The organism is Glutamicibacter ardleyensis, assembly GCF_014644555.1.
GTDB classification, from domain to species: domain Bacteria; phylum Actinomycetota; class Actinomycetes; order Actinomycetales; family Micrococcaceae; genus Glutamicibacter; species Glutamicibacter bergerei.
Genome location: NZ_BMKX01000001.1, coordinates 631,087 through 644,801, shown reverse-complemented (window position 1 = coordinate 644,801; position 13,715 = coordinate 631,087). Strand labels below are relative to the sequence as shown.

Sequence of the window (13,715 nt, the reverse complement as noted above, 5' to 3'; positions counted from 1 at the left end):
AATGAGTGGGCCCTGGACTCAGCGCGCTTTGAGGAAAATTTGTCTTTGAGTTGAACGGGGATAGTCAGCTTGGTTCGCTGGCCTCCAACGCCTCGATGGCATAATCGATGACGGCTCGGGCACGAGCGCTGGGTGTAAATCCCGTCGGCCAGACGGCAACCACCGAGGTCACTCCGCTGCGCGGATTTAGGTGGCGCGTCACCAGGCCCAGCCCCTCGCTGGACACCGGGATCTGGTTGGGACGTGACATCAGCAGGCTGTAGCCAAGGCCGCGTCCGACCAATGCACGCACGAGGTCGATCTGCGGAACGATGGCGCCGAATATCGGGGTCAGCTCGCGCTGGGAGAACATCAATTGCGTGTAATCAGAGCTTGGGGCGGTATCGAGCATGATCAACGGCTTGGCTGCCAAATCGGACAGATCGATAGACTGCGCACTAGCCAGTGGATCGGACTGCGCAAGCACCGCCATCACTTCAGTTTCATAAACAACACTGCGCTGCAAAGTTGCCGGCAACCCGATATCGTAAACGACCGCAACATCGAGCGAACCGTCCGCCAAGGCGGGCAGAAGGTCGGAGTGGTCTCCTACGGTGATGCGGATTTCCACTTCAGGGTGCAGTCTTGCAATCCCTTCCAGTACCGCTGGCAGGACGTTGCTGGCTAATCCCGTATAACAGCCCAGTGAGACCGGGCCGCGCAATTCACCGCTGACTTCGGAGAGCTCTCCAGCCAAGGAATCAGTGGCACGCAAAATTTCGCTGGCCCGCGAGGCGAAATGCGTTCCGGCGGGGGTGAGGTACATGCCGCGCGCCTTGCGCCGCACGCAAAGCTGCTCACCTACGGCCGTTTCCAGTTCGGTGATCGCGTGAGACAGCGCAGAATCTGACATGTGCAGGGACTGCGCAGCGGAGCTCAAAGTCTGGTGCTTAGGCAGCTGGGCAAATAATTCCAATTGGCGCAGGGTGAATTTAGCCAACGGCTATTTCCTAACTAATCGAAGAAGTATCGCTAATATTCGCAGTTTACTGTTGGTTAGTCCGATGTGACACTTAGTGAAACAACGAACCCAGGCCCAAGCTAGGAGCCAACCATGAGCGCGAACACAGCCCGTTGCCCAATGGGACATGGAACTACCGAACTGCCCGAACAAGCCGAGAGTCGCCCGACGCATGTAGGCGGCGTACAACATTCTGGAGCAAAAGAGGTTCCGGTAGTCAATTGGCTTCAACCGGCGCAGCTGCTCGCAGATCCGTATGGGAGTTATGCCCGGCTGCGTACCGAAGCCCCGGTCGCCTGGGTGCCGATGCTCAACAAATTCCTCGTCACCAGTTATGCCGGATGCCATGAAATTGAGCAGGATCAGAGCATCTTCAGCGCTAATGTCTCCGGATCAACCATGAATCGTGCCATCGGAGCGCACCCGATGCTGCGCAAAGATGATCCGGAACACGCCACTGATCGACTTGCGGTCAATCCGGTACTGCGACCGAAGAACATCAAGGAAGCCTGGGCAGAGGTGTTTGCCCGCAATGCTGATATCTACCTCGATGAGTTGGAGGACGTTGGTCCGGATAACGCCGATCTTAACCGCGACTATGCAGCCCCGTTGGCCGCCAAAAACCTCGGAGATTTGGTGGGTTTGAAGGACGTCGATGTTCAAACGGTACGCACCTGGTCGCACGACTTTATTGCCGGGATAGGAAATGTCTTAGATGACCCGGAGATCTGGAGGCGTTGCGAGGCATCCACGGAGCAAGCCGACGCGCTGATCAACGAACTCATTCCGCACTATCAACTGCACCCCAATGCTTCCATGCTTTCGGCCTGGGCCAACAGTGGTTTACCCGATGCAAATATCGCGGCCAACGTGAAGCTAAGCATTTCCGGAGGCATGAACGAACCGCAACATATGGTCACCAATATCGTGTGGGCACTGAGCAATCATCCCGACCAACGAGAGCAAGTCCTGGCTGATCCTACGCGGTGGACCGCGGTCTTTGATGAGGCGGTGCGATGGCTCTCTCCTATCGGCATGTACCCACGAGAAACCACCGTGGACACGGTGTTGGAAGGGGTTAGGATTCCGGCCGGCTCGGGTATCGCAGTGGTGGTTGCCGCGGCCAATCATGACCCTGCCCAGTTCGGGGAAAACGCGGCGGACTTTGATATCAGCCGGCCTAAAAAATCACACCTCGCCTTTGGTGCCGGAGTGCACCTGTGCGCGGGGCATTGGGCGGCGAAGAGTGCCATCGGCCAAATCGCCGTGCCGAAAGCCTATGAACGATTCCCCGGGCTGCGCATTGAAGAATCTCGCCCCGGGCAATGGGCAGGTTGGGTCTTCCGTGGGTTGACCAGCCTACCGGTCACCTGGAACTGAGCAACCAAGAAACTTTTACAGGAGCAAACATGCCTAGCATTACCTTTACCCAGCCAGACGGAACCGCGCAACGACTCGAAGTTGAGCAGGAAACCACCTTGATGCGTGCTGCGGTGAGCAATGGAATTGACGGAATCGTGGGGGAATGCGGCGGACAGGCGATGTGCGCAACCTGCCACGTGTACATCCGTCCGGAATATGCGGACGCGCTTCCCGAACTCGGAGCAGACGAGGACGAAATGCTTGACTGCACTGCGGCAGAACGCACCGAACGTTCACGGTTGGGCTGCCAGATCAGCACCGGGGCATCGCTGCCCGAAATTATTGTTGATATTCCCGCGGGCCAGGTGTAGTCATGAGCGTAGTAATCATAGGCGGCGGTCAAAGCGCGCTGCAGGTTGCAGATTCGCTGCGCGGCAACGGATATACCGAGCAGATCACAATTGTTGCCGATGAGGCCGGGCTTCCATACCAACGGCCACCGTTGTCCAAGGACTTCCTCTCTCCGCAAGGCACACCCAAGCCATTGCCGCTGCGTGGTGAAAATTTCTTTTCGCAGAAGAACATCAACCTGCTGGACGGCGTTAGCGCCATCGACATCGACCGTCCGAACCGCCAGGTGGCACTGTCCAACGGAAACTCCCTGGGGTATACGCATTTGGTACTCGCTACCGGTGCGCGTAACAGGCTCATTGAATGTCCGGGTTCGAAGCTCGATGGCGTGCATTCGCTGCGCACGTTGGACGATGTGCAGGATCTGCACGCTGCGTTACCCGCGGCCAAAAATGTGGTGGTCGTTGGGGCGGGATTTATCGGGCTCGAATTTGCTGCGGCCGCCAGAGCCCACGACTGCCATGTGACTGTGCTGGAATTCGCCGCACGCCCAATGGCCCGTGCGCTCAGTGAGCCGATGAGCCAGTGGTTCGCGCAAGCTCACCGGGACCTTGGTGTCGAGTTGCGGCTGAACGAGGGAATCGAAAGATTCGAAGCGGCGGGCGGGGGAGAAGTAATGGCTGCGGTCTCGAGCACCGGGCAGCGATACCCGGCGGATCTGGTGTTAGTGGGCGTTGGAGTTTTGCCCAACGTAGCTCTGGCTGAAAATGCCGGGTTGGAGACCTCGAACGGAATTGTGGTGGATCAGTGCCTGCGCACCTCGGATCCCAGCATCTTTGCCTTGGGCGACTGCGCCAATTTCCCTAATGTGCATTCGCCGGGCCGAACACGGCTTGAGTCGGTGCAAAATGCTACGGACCAAGCTAGGCATTTAGCCGGCAGTATTCTCGGCGACGAGAGCCCTTATGCGGATCTCCCATGGTTCTGGTCCACCCAAGGACCTTACCGCTTGCAAATAGCTGGCCTCAGCCAAGCTGGTGACGATACCCTGGTGCTCGGCGATCCCCGGACCGCGAAATTTTCGGTGCTGTGTTTCCGAGGTGAGGCCTTGGCGGCGGTCGAATCGGTCAACTTGCCGGCAGATCATCTGGCAGCCCGGAAGCTGATCGGAGCAGGAACCCGCATTACCCGTGCCGAGGCCGAAGAAGCAGGATTCGCGCTGAAAAATCGGGCGCGAGTTATTGCAGGAGCCGTCTGATCGGATTATCGCTGATGTTTGGTTTGGGTTCTTCCTTGTGGAAGCCGACGGAAGCTCAAAATCTTGGAAGCGCCAGAGTGATTGTGTACGTTTCGTATTGAATGCGAAAACGCGTATGGTTGTGCCATGGCAATTAGAAGTGAAGGTAGTCGTCGAGCGATTCTCGAAGCAACCATGAAGTTGCTCGACAATTCAGGGTCCGCCGGTGTTTCCGTTCAGAAACTATCAATCGAGCGTATCGCCCGCGAGGCCGGAGTCAGCAAAACCACCATTTACCGTTGGTGGCCTAGCAAGGTTGCGGTGGTCATCGATACGTTCTTGGATAATCACGTAGCTCGCACTCCGGTTCGTGAAGATATCCCGGCTATCGATGCTCTGCGCGAGCACCTCAAATCCCTGACGGAGGTCTATGCCGGCGGCGAGGGCCGCCTGGTGGCCCAGCTTGTCGGTGAGTGCCAGCAGGATCACGCGGCACTGACTGAGTTCAAGGATCGTTTCTGGAATCCGCGAGCGGCAGCGGTAAGTGCGCTCATTGAACGTGTTATGGACGAAGGTGCGATGCGCTCGGACCTTGATCCGATGATGGTGACCGAGATGCTTTATGCTCCAGTGTATTTCCGACTGCTTGTTGAGTCTGGACCTCTGGACGCGGCCGCGGTTAACGAGATTTTGGAAACCGCCCTGGAGGGTCTCGCGGTGAGAAAATAAGACTCAAGAAATCCCTGCACCTTCACGAGCTCTGCTCGTGAAGGTGCAGGGATTTCTTCATGAGAAAAGAAGTTCACATTAGCCATAAACGATCATTGTCCTTGTAGGATACGATACGGTTCGTATATATTTATTTCAGAGCGCATTGATGGAACTTTTTCTACTCTATGGCGCAGGCCTGAGCTATTTTCATGCCAATCAAAACATTTCACGCGGTCTGCGGAGCTGAACCAGGCACGCTGCCGCCATGAAAGGAATCGTCAACGTGAGTACAGCCATTGCAGCGAATGATGCGGTGATAGTCGCCTATAGCAGGACGCCTATCGGTCGTGCACGCAAGGGTTCCCTTGCGGGGGAACGGCCGGAAGATCTTGGGTTAGCCGCAGTGCGCGGTGCTATGGCCAAGCTCCCGCAGCTTCAGGGCGAGCATATCGCCGACTCCTACTTCGGCTGCGCCATGCCGCAGGGCGCGCAAGGGGACAATGTGGGCCGCCGAATTATGGTGCTCGCCGGACTGGATAATGTACCCGCGGCGACGGTGAATCGATTTTGCGCATCCTCGTTGCAAGCTACCGCTATGGCAGCCCAAGCGATCCGTGCAGGGGACGGAGAGGTGTTCGTGGTCGGAGGCGTTGAGTCAACGAGCAGCACTCCACCGATCACCGACTCTCCATACCCCGGGTTCGCGCAATCCGCCCACCGTGCTGACGAGCTCTTTGAATCCGGTGCGCAGTGGAGCGACCCTCGAACCGCAGGCCAACTGCCTGATATTTACATCTCCATGGGCAAGACCGCAGAATTTGTTGCCCGGAAAACCGGTACGACAAGAGCGGACCAAGATGAATGGGCGCTGACCTCTCAACTACGCGCTTCCCAAGCAGTTAAGGACGGGTACTTCGCACGGGAAATCACGCCGTTCACCACCGCTGCGGGCATGCTGGTGAAAGATGATGACGGGCCGCGGCCGAGCACCAGCTTGGAAACGCTATCCGGACTCAAGCCGGTATTCCATGAATCCGGCACAGTGACCGCCGGCAATGCAAGCCCGTTGAACGACGGAGCCTCCGCGTTAGTCGTGATGAGCGCACAACGCGCGGATGAACTGGGATTGACTCCGCTGGCACGTATTCTGGGCAGCGCAGCCAGCGGACTGTCCCCTGAAATTATGGGTCTAGGACCTGTGGAGTCGTCCCGGCTCCTGCTGCAGCGACTGGGCTTGGGAATCAATGACATTGACATTGTGGAACTCAATGAAGCATTCGCCGCACAGGTAGTTCCTACGGTGCGGGAATTGGGTGCCGACCCGGAGAAGGTCAACCCCTTTGGCGGTGCCATTGCTCTGGGTCACCCATTTGGTGCCACAGGTACCAGGCTTGTGGGCACTCTGGTTAATGGATTGCAAGCCAAGGATGGAGCTCTCGGTTTGGCGACGCTTTGCGTGGGTGGCGGCCAGGGGATGGCGATGGTTGTGGAGCGTTTATCATGAGTCAACAAGCCCAGATTGCCGAACCGGCACACTCGATGCTTGCCGCAGACAAGAGTCTGGAACGGCTGGGGATCCGCGTGTTGAGCGCCAGCGAAGGGCGCGCCACCGCGGTTTTGCAGGTGGAAGCCGATATGGCCAACGGACACGGCATTGCCCACGGTGGCTACGTTTTTGCCGTGGCGGATACCGCATTTGCCATGGCTGCGAACACCTTCGGCGCGGGCATTGCCACGGCCGAGGCCGATATCTCTTATCTCAGCCCGGCCCATATTGGCGAAGAGCTGGTGGCGCAGGCCGAAGTGACTTTCCATGAAGGGCGGCGAATGATTGTCGACGTCCTGGTGCGTGCCGGAAAGCGAACCGTGGCGGTTTATCGGGGCAGTGGACGAGCATTGCGCACGGGGACCGAACCGACCATGTAATGTCCAACGACAAGGCACCCGAGGAATGCTCAATCTCCTCGGGTGCCTTTTGTACTTCAATGACCAGAAGCACATAGCAAAACTGCGCCCGAGTTCCGTCTGGAATCCGGATGCAGTTTCCTAGTGGACTACTTCTTGGCGTCCTTGGCCATCTTGGCGTTGGCCAGCTTGTCGGCAAGGCCCATCAGCGACGGCGACCCTGCTGCGGCAATGACAAAGGCATCTACCGGACGCTTCAGCTTGGTAGCCAAGGATTCTTCGGCACCGGCCAGTGCCGCTTCACGACCCATGGCAGGGTTCAGGTGGCAACGAACCGGGACGTTGAGAATCAATCGACGCAAGCATGAATTGTCATGGTCGCACCAGTTGATCTTTTCCTGTTGGCCTTGGAGTACCTTATTGGGGAATTCAGGGTCGGCCAGCAGCTGGCGGGCGAGCATAATTCCGTCGGCATAGCCGTCCTCGATTGCTTGCGCAGCCTGCTGCGGTTCGTAGGTGTTGCTGAGCAAGAGCGGAACATTCGGCAAATACTTGCGGAAGATCTGCGGCTCGCTGTGCGCCAGCATCTGTCCGGAAGAGGACGGGAGATTGTCGTCCATCGACTCGTAATTCGCATCGGTCAGCGCGATGTACCCGACACCTTCCTTGACGACATAGGTCATGACCTCGGCAAAGCCTTCCGGACCCTGGCCGTCGGGCAGATGGTCGTTCACGCTCATGCGTACGCCCACCGGGTAGTCGGGGCCGACTTCGGCACGTATCGCTCTAATGGTGTCCGCTAGGAAGCGGGCGCGGTTCTCCGCGCTGCCACCGTACTCATCGCTGCGCCAGTTGGTGCGTGGGGAGAAAAAGGATGAGTAGAGGTAGCGCATATGGGCACCGATCTCGATCCCGTCGAACCCCGCTGCCTTGGCGCGCAGTACCGCGGCGACGGTCTCGTTCTGGACCTCGCGCAGCTCTTCCCTGGTGATTTCTTCAGGCGTTGGATTGGTCCGTCCGCCGGGGATGTACATTCCATGGGGTAAGCGTGGTGCTGCCATGCGCACCGGCTTCGGACTGGCGGCGCGGGTGGTGCGTCCCTCTCCCGGTACTCCCATGGCGCCGAAGGCCGGGAAGATCTGCGCGAAGAGAGGAACGCCGTACGCGTGGACCGCGTCTACCATCTTCTTGAGTCCTGGAATGAACCGGTCATTATCAAAACGCATGAGTGGCTGGAAGGGTGCCTCCGCATATCCGCTTTCGGTGGCCACGGTGCCGCCAACGATCAGCAGACCCGCGCCGCCCTTGGCGCGGGTGGTGAGGAAAGCGATGGTCTGTTCGCTGGGACTTCCGTCCTTGGTTGGCTGAAGCACTGCCATCGGGCTGAGCACAAAGCGGTTCTTGATCGTCAGCCCGTCGATTTTCCAGGAGCTGGAAAGAACCTTGGAGGCGGACACGGTGCTGGTCTCGGTAGACATTTTTCTCCTTGAAAAGACTGCAAACGTTCGGAAAGCTCATCAGTAATTGAATTCGACTCGTTTCGTATCGTATCGCGTTTGTGACCTGGTGCATATCATTTTCGAGAATTTTTCAGACTATGACCTGCTGAAGACTTCCGCTCAGCTGGCAGAAAATGGGCCAACGAATCGCCGACTTGGGGTAATGGCCTCAATTCGCAGGAGGGGCAAGGGGCCGACGTTGACAATGTGCCCTAAGCCGCTAGCCTCCACCCACTCTTTTGCGTTAACCGCCGGGGCGCATTTGATGGAAGGATGTTTTGCCGGAGCAGGCTCATTCGACCACCGAATCAGAAACAGTGCCTTTCGCCGTGTGAGTCACCACCACAGTCGACGCCGCACACGTGGATGTCGCCAAGGTGCAAGGCTTCTTCAAGGAAGTAGGACTGGATGCCATGCCAACGATCATCCAAACCGCTGTGACTGTCGTCCTTCTCTGCTCAATGATGAACTTCAGAATGTGCTGATGGCTTCGGTTACAACCGTGGCCGCGACGTGGCGGAAATTGCCGGGGCCAAGCATCTGGTCCTAATCCATCTTGTTCCGGTCGATACTCCGTTCTCGCTATGGGGCAAGACTCAGCAGGGGAATTCGGGCTGCTCATCGTTGGGGCTGAACTTCATGAGCTTTGGTGTGGGCTCTCTTAAGGGATCCCGCAAACCGCGGGAGTTATAGCAGACGAATCAAAGCAGGCGGTTGCCCCGGCCAAATGGCCTGGGCAACCGCCTGCTATGCATTGTGTGGCAACGAGACTTTGCTTAGAACCTGTTGCGTACGTGCCGTTCGCGTCCATAGAGCGAAACCACGGCGAGGATGATAACGCCGAACACGATGCGGCTTTGCGCCTCGGATAATCCATTGCTCACAATGATCGTCGAAAGCAAGGTGAGAATCAGTGCGCCCAGCAGCGTGCGGGTATAACTGCCGTGGATTGAGCCGAAGATCGTTCCACCAACCAGCACCGCCGCTAGTCCGGAAAACAGGTAGGGATCGCCGATGGTCTGTGACCAGCCCGAACCATAGGCGGCAATGAATACCCCGGCAAGGCCAGCGAAGGCACCGGAAGCGGCAAAGACCAGAACCCAGACGATTGAGGTTCGTATTCTTGTCAGTCCCGCGGCTCTGAAGTTAACTCCCGTCGCATAAAGCCGGCGTCCTGCGGTGGTGCGGTTCAAGAAGACCCACAGGGCCACACCGAGCAGCAACACGATCAGAATGATTGGTGGGAACGGAAGCCCGAAGGTCGTTGCGCGAAGGCTGGCCAGGGAACGCAGCGAATCATGGGGTACCGAGGAATAATCGCCATCCGCCAAGAACAGCGTGGCGCCGGTTAGAGCTGCGCCGGTGCCCAGAGTGACTACCAGTGGTTGGACGGCAAAACGATGGCAGATCCTGCCAATCAGGGCGCCGATGCCGCCACACACGAGGATGGTGAGCAGTATTGCCAGCATTGGCGACAGGCCCAGTTTGCCCGTGGCATTGGCTGCCATGAAGGCGCCAAAGAGTATGTAGCCAGGCGTTGCAAGATCCAATCCACCAAGAATGACGACCAATGTTTGGCCCATCGCCGCTAGTGCCAGCAAGGATGCGATCAACAGCAACGAGGTCACCGAACGTGGGTTGAAGATGGAGGGAATGCTGATCAATAGCCAAGCCGCCAAGACGAGCAAGACCAAGGCTTGCAATACTGGCAGCTCAACAAGTATCCGCTTGATCTTCGGGCCGAGGCGTCGTTCTGCCGAGGCCGTTTGCTTTCTGATGGTGGTGCTCTCGCTCATGATCGAACCTTCTTTAACCGTGGAGTAAGTAACGTGGCTCCCAAGACGACACCTACGACGAGCAGAGCGCCGTAGGCGAACTGAATCAGGCTAGGTGCGACGCCGGAGGCGGTCAGCAGCTGTTGGAGCAGGTAGATGCAGATGGCCCCGAACAGTGCGCCGAGCAACCCGCCTCGGCCTCCGGCCAGGCTGGTCCCGCCAAGCACCGCCGCCGCCAATCCCAGCAGCGCGTAGGTGGTGGCCAAGGAAGACTGTGAGGACTGCACAATGGCAGTTAGCGCGATACCGGCGATACCGGCGAACAAGCCGCCTACCGAGTAGGCGAGAATGCGCACCGCGGTGGTATTCACTCCAGAGCCGAACGCCGAAATATCACTTTCGCCCGTGGCCAGCAGGTTGCTGACAAAGGCAGTACGGCGCAGTCCAAACCAAATCAGAGCGGCGGCACCGATGGAGATCAGTGCGCCAGGAATGATTCCAACGCTGCCTGCGAAGACCTCGGTCCAGTTATCCGGGGCTGCAATCGGGTTCTGCGCGATGGTCAGCGACAATCCGATGAGCAGGAAGAGCATTCCGGTGGTGGCGACCACGGGGTGCAAGCGCAAAACTGCGATCAGTACCCCATTGATTGCCCCGATGGCTGCGGCCAGCAATAGCACGAGGGGCACAGCCACCTGCCAGTTGCCCAGCCCCGCGGGAATCAGGATGGCGACAAAGAAGCAATTGATGAAAGTTGCCAGCGGGCCCACCGAAATATCGATGCCTCCAGAGAGGATGGCCGGCGTTGAGGCAAACCCTACGAGCACAAACGGGGCCAGTGTGGAAAGCGTGGCGGGAAGCCGTTGCGGGGATAAGAAGGACGGGGAAATAAGGAGATTCAGTACCAGCAAAACGAGTGCAAGCAGCAGTGCAAAGGCGAAAGGCCAGCGTTGGAGGAGCTGTTGGACGCGGCTCATGAGTGCACCTCTGATTTCTGGCCGAAGTAGGCCGCGACAATTGATTCGGTGGATAGCTCGGGATGGGCGATTTCGGCAAATACTTGCTGATCGCGGAAGACCAAAACTCGGTCCGCCAGGTCAACGAGTTCGTCGACTTCACTGGAGAGCACCACTACGCTGAGCCCTTCGGCGCTGAGTCGGTCCAAGATTGCATAGATCTCCCGCTTGGTGCCGATATCTACTCCGCGAGTCGGGTCGTTCAGAAGCAATACCTTGGGGTCGGTGGCGAGCCATCGGGCGAGCAAGACCTTTTGCTGGTTGCCTCCGGAGAGGGTGGAAATCGCGTCTTTGGCGGTGCCGAAGCGAAGTGCCAGCGATTGGGCGAATGCGTTGAATCTTTGGGAGATGCTCTTAGTGTTCAGCAGCCCGCGGTGGCGATCTTGATGCAACGTGGGCAGAGCGAAATTCTCTTGGATGGACATCGACTCGAATAGCGATTCGCCGCGGCGTTCACGTGGCAGGTAAGCCACACCGAGGCGGTCGCCATTACGATCGGTCAACGGTGTCTGCGTATCTTTCTCCCCGGTGCGCACTACCGTTCCCGGACCGGAGGCAACACCTGCGAGGCGTTTGATGAACAAATCTTGGCCGTGGCCTTCGAGCCCGGCCAGCCCCACGATTTCACCGGCGCGCAGTTCCAGATTGATGGGTGTCGACGTGGGCGTCAGCCGCAGGTCAAGACTTCGAAGGAGCAATTCTCCGGGCGTATGAGGTTGGCGTACCGTCACCTCGTGATCGGAGCGTCCGGTCATTTCGGAAATAAGGGCGTCGATTGACAGGTTGTCGCGTTCAACGGTGAAGACGCTGTGCCCTGAGCGCAGCACCGAGACCCGATCCGAAATTTCTGCCACCTCGTCCATCCGGTGGGAAATGAAGAGAATCGCGGTGCCGAGTGTAGTGAGACGACGCATCTCAGCAAAGAGACGATCCCTGGTTTGTACATCCAAAGAGGCCGTCGATTCGTCCAGTACAAGAACTTTCGGGCCCCGGACCAGTGCCCGGGCGATGCACACCGCTTGGCGTTCGGACAGTGAAAGTTGCCCCGCCGGCTGGTCCAAATCAATGTTTGGAACGATGCGGGTGAGTACTTCCTGGGCAAGCATGCGCTGTTTGGTGCGGCTTAATTTGTGTCGAAAAATACCGTGTGAACCAAGCCAGACGTTGTCGAGTACCGTTTGGCTCCCGGCGGTTAGGACTTCCTGGAATACCGTAGCGATTCCCAAGTCCGCCGCTTGTTTGGGTGAGCGGCTGTAGACCGGTTCGCCGTTAAAAGTCAGGGTTCCCGAATCTGGCCGGTGGACCCCGCCAATGATCTTTACGAGGGTACTTTTCCCCGAACCGTTTTCGCCTAGGAGGGTGTGAATCTCACCGGGTCGGAGGTGGAGTTGGCCGTGGCTCAGTGCTTGCGTCGCGCCGAAACGTTTGCTCACCCCTTTGAGCTCTAGGCCTGCTGGCTGATGTGTCACTGGTTGTCCCCTTTTTGTGAAAATTTGTGATGCCCGCTACATTCGAAACTAGACGAACCGTACCGCATGTGTCTAGTCTTATGCGATACGCTACGAAGCGTTTCACTCGATGAGGAGTTCGATATGCAGAAAAACACCAAAATTCCACGAATCTCAAAGCTTGGGGCAGCGATTCTGGGAATTAGTGCCCTGGCATTGACGGGTTGTGCGGGAGGCACCAGTGCGGATCCTGCCGCCGACGGTGCGGCAGCAAGCAACCAATCCGGGCCTGTCGCAGACGGCGCATGCGGTTCGGTTCCCAAAGGTGCGGCCAATGATCCCAACGGTCTGTTGAAAGATTTCTCGCCAGAAATCGCTGAAGGGTACTCCCTGCATCCGGACGAGGTACGCAAGTCGGCGTGGGCCGACTACAAATCAAAGAAGACCGAGGGCTTCACCGCCGCCGTGGTGGGGATGCCACCTGCCAGCCCCTTTATTGCCTCCATGTCCGAGTCGATTCGTGCGAGCTTGAAGAAGGCGGACGTTGAGGTGCTGGGCGAATTTGCTCCGGATGATCCTTCCAACGTGCCACTGCAACTCCAGCAGTTCAATGAGGCCCTTGCCCTGAAGCCGGATGTCATCATCTATACGGCTATCGCTCCGGAACCATCGGTGGCACTGGCAAAACAGGCCTTTGATGCCGGTATCCCATTGGTTGCCGCCCAGGTGCCTATCGACTCCGAATATGCCGTCACCGTAACGCGCAACGTGCCATTGGCGATTGCCGAAGTCACCGCCGGAACTATGCGTTCCATTGGGGGCAAGGGCGACGTGCTTCGAGTTGCCGGTATCCCAGGCATTCCAAGCTCCACCTTGGCCGATATTGGCATGGACGCCATTTTGGAGACTTGCCAGGATGTAAAGGTCGTTGGCAAGGTGACCGGATTCTTCCAGCCGGCCACCGCGCAGGCTGAGGTGCAGAAGTTCCTTGCCACTAACCCGGCGGGCGTTGATGCGGTCATGCAGGCCGGAACCATGGGTGTTGGTATTCGCAACGCTTTTGAAGAAGCTGGCATGGACGTTCCACCGATTGCAGATGACGGTTCAAGCCAGGGCTTTGCCTCCTGGGCCTTGGCCAATCCCGAGTACCCGTACTTCGGAACCACTACTCCTTCAGTTCGCACCGGCGAAGTTTCCGTTGAGGTGGCCTTGCGCATACTGAAGGGTGAAGGCCCGAAGATCAACCAGATTGTGGAGCCTTCGGTGCTTGTGACGCGTGAGAACCTTGAGCAGGTTGCTGACGCCTCGTGGGAACCTAGCGACCTGACCGACCTGGCCGGAAGCCCGGATGACTATCTGCCCACCGAGAAGCTTGACCAGTTCTTCTCGAACCCCGGCAAGTAAAGCGAAC

The 13,715-nt window shown here is 58.0% G+C and carries 12 protein-coding genes; 7 read left to right on the top strand and 5 right to left on the bottom strand.

Annotated elements, in window-relative coordinates:
• Window positions 1-64 precede the first annotated feature (64 nt).
• Window positions 65-979: a LysR family transcriptional regulator gene (locus tag IEX04_RS02905; RefSeq protein WP_188683537.1), complete on the bottom strand. Its 915-nt coding sequence runs from the start codon at window positions 977-979 to the stop codon at window positions 65-67.
• A gap of 114 nt (window positions 980-1,093) precedes the next feature.
• On the opposite strand from IEX04_RS02905, the gene IEX04_RS02900 reads away from it, so the two are divergent.
• The 6 genes from IEX04_RS02900 (at window position 1,094) to IEX04_RS02875 (ending at window position 6,587) form a co-directional block, all read left to right on the top strand.
• Entirely contained in the window at window positions 1,094-2,380 is a 1,287-nt protein-coding gene (locus tag IEX04_RS02900; RefSeq protein ID WP_229676972.1) for a cytochrome P450, read from the top strand.
• A gap of 29 nt (window positions 2,381-2,409) precedes the next feature.
• Window positions 2,410-2,733, top strand: a complete 324-nt coding sequence (locus IEX04_RS02895) for a 2Fe-2S iron-sulfur cluster-binding protein (protein WP_188683535.1) — start codon at window positions 2,410-2,412, stop codon at window positions 2,731-2,733.
• Between the two features lie 2 nt (window positions 2,734-2,735).
• Window positions 2,736-3,971, top strand: a complete 1,236-nt coding sequence (locus tag IEX04_RS02890) for an NAD(P)/FAD-dependent oxidoreductase (RefSeq protein WP_188683533.1) — start codon at window positions 2,736-2,738, stop codon at window positions 3,969-3,971.
• 126 nt (window positions 3,972-4,097) lie between these two features.
• Window positions 4,098-4,679 carry a TetR/AcrR family transcriptional regulator gene (locus tag IEX04_RS02885; RefSeq protein WP_113607295.1) on the top strand — a complete coding sequence of 194 codons (582 nt, stop codon included), beginning with the start codon at window positions 4,098-4,100 and terminating at the stop codon, window positions 4,677-4,679.
• A gap of 265 nt (window positions 4,680-4,944) precedes the next feature.
• Window positions 4,945-6,165, top strand: a complete 1,221-nt coding sequence (locus IEX04_RS02880) for an acetyl-CoA C-acyltransferase (protein WP_229676971.1) — start codon at window positions 4,945-4,947, stop codon at window positions 6,163-6,165.
• Complete coding sequence (locus tag IEX04_RS02875) at window positions 6,162-6,587, top strand: hotdog fold thioesterase (RefSeq protein ID WP_053799262.1); 426 nt, start codon at window positions 6,162-6,164, stop codon at window positions 6,585-6,587. Before IEX04_RS02880 ends, IEX04_RS02875 begins: the two co-directional genes overlap by 4 nt.
• A 128-nt stretch (window positions 6,588-6,715) precedes the next feature.
• Here the strand turns inward: IEX04_RS02875 and IEX04_RS02870 are convergent, their stop codons facing one another.
• The 4 genes from IEX04_RS02870 to IEX04_RS02855 all read right to left on the bottom strand — a co-directional run bounded on the left by IEX04_RS02870 (window position 6,716) and on the right by IEX04_RS02855 (window position 12,325).
• Complete coding sequence (locus IEX04_RS02870) at window positions 6,716-8,044, bottom strand: NADH:flavin oxidoreductase (RefSeq protein ID WP_188683530.1); 1,329 nt, start codon at window positions 8,042-8,044, stop codon at window positions 6,716-6,718.
• 797 nt (window positions 8,045-8,841) lie between these two features.
• Complete coding sequence (locus tag IEX04_RS02865; protein ID WP_188683529.1) at window positions 8,842-9,861, bottom strand: ABC transporter permease; 1,020 nt, start codon at window positions 9,859-9,861, stop codon at window positions 8,842-8,844.
• Window positions 9,858-10,817 carry an ABC transporter permease gene (locus IEX04_RS02860; RefSeq protein WP_188683528.1) on the bottom strand — a complete coding sequence of 320 codons (960 nt, stop codon included), beginning with the start codon at window positions 10,815-10,817 and terminating at the stop codon, window positions 9,858-9,860. The genes IEX04_RS02865 and IEX04_RS02860 overlap by 4 nt, the downstream gene beginning before the upstream one ends.
• On the bottom strand, window positions 10,814-12,325 hold the full coding sequence (locus IEX04_RS02855; protein ID WP_188683527.1) for a sugar ABC transporter ATP-binding protein: 1,512 nt from the start codon (window positions 12,323-12,325) through the stop codon (window positions 10,814-10,816). Before IEX04_RS02855 ends, IEX04_RS02860 begins: the two co-directional genes overlap by 4 nt.
• A gap of 123 nt (window positions 12,326-12,448) precedes the next feature.
• On the opposite strand from IEX04_RS02855, the gene IEX04_RS02850 reads away from it, so the two are divergent.
• Window positions 12,449-13,708 carry a substrate-binding domain-containing protein gene (locus IEX04_RS02850; RefSeq protein WP_188683526.1) on the top strand — a complete coding sequence of 420 codons (1,260 nt, stop codon included), beginning with the start codon at window positions 12,449-12,451 and terminating at the stop codon, window positions 13,706-13,708.
• Window positions 13,709-13,715 lie beyond the last annotated feature (7 nt).

Bases quoted from the DNA above. Each gene is read 5' to 3' on its own strand.
- IEX04_RS02895 (WP_188683535.1), top strand. From the start codon at position 2,410: ATGCCTAGCATTACCTTTACCCAGCCAGACGGAACCGCGCAACGACTC.
- IEX04_RS02885 (WP_113607295.1), top strand. From the start codon at position 4,098: ATGGCAATTAGAAGTGAAGGTAGTCGTCGAGCGATTCTCGAAGCAACC.
- IEX04_RS02870 (WP_188683530.1), bottom strand. From the start codon at position 8,044: ATGTCTACCGAGACCAGCACCGTGTCCGCCTCCAAGGTTCTTTCCAGC.
- IEX04_RS02875 (WP_053799262.1), top strand. From the start codon at position 6,162: ATGAGTCAACAAGCCCAGATTGCCGAACCGGCACACTCGATGCTTGCC.
- IEX04_RS02900 (WP_229676972.1), top strand. From the start codon at position 1,094: ATGAGCGCGAACACAGCCCGTTGCCCAATGGGACATGGAACTACCGAA.
- IEX04_RS02860 (WP_188683528.1), bottom strand. From the start codon at position 10,817: ATGAGCCGCGTCCAACAGCTCCTCCAACGCTGGCCTTTCGCCTTTGCA.
- IEX04_RS02850 (WP_188683526.1), top strand. From the start codon at position 12,449: ATGCAGAAAAACACCAAAATTCCACGAATCTCAAAGCTTGGGGCAGCG.
- IEX04_RS02865 (WP_188683529.1), bottom strand. From the start codon at position 9,861: ATGAGCGAGAGCACCACCATCAGAAAGCAAACGGCCTCGGCAGAACGA.
- IEX04_RS02890 (WP_188683533.1), top strand. From the start codon at position 2,736: ATGAGCGTAGTAATCATAGGCGGCGGTCAAAGCGCGCTGCAGGTTGCA.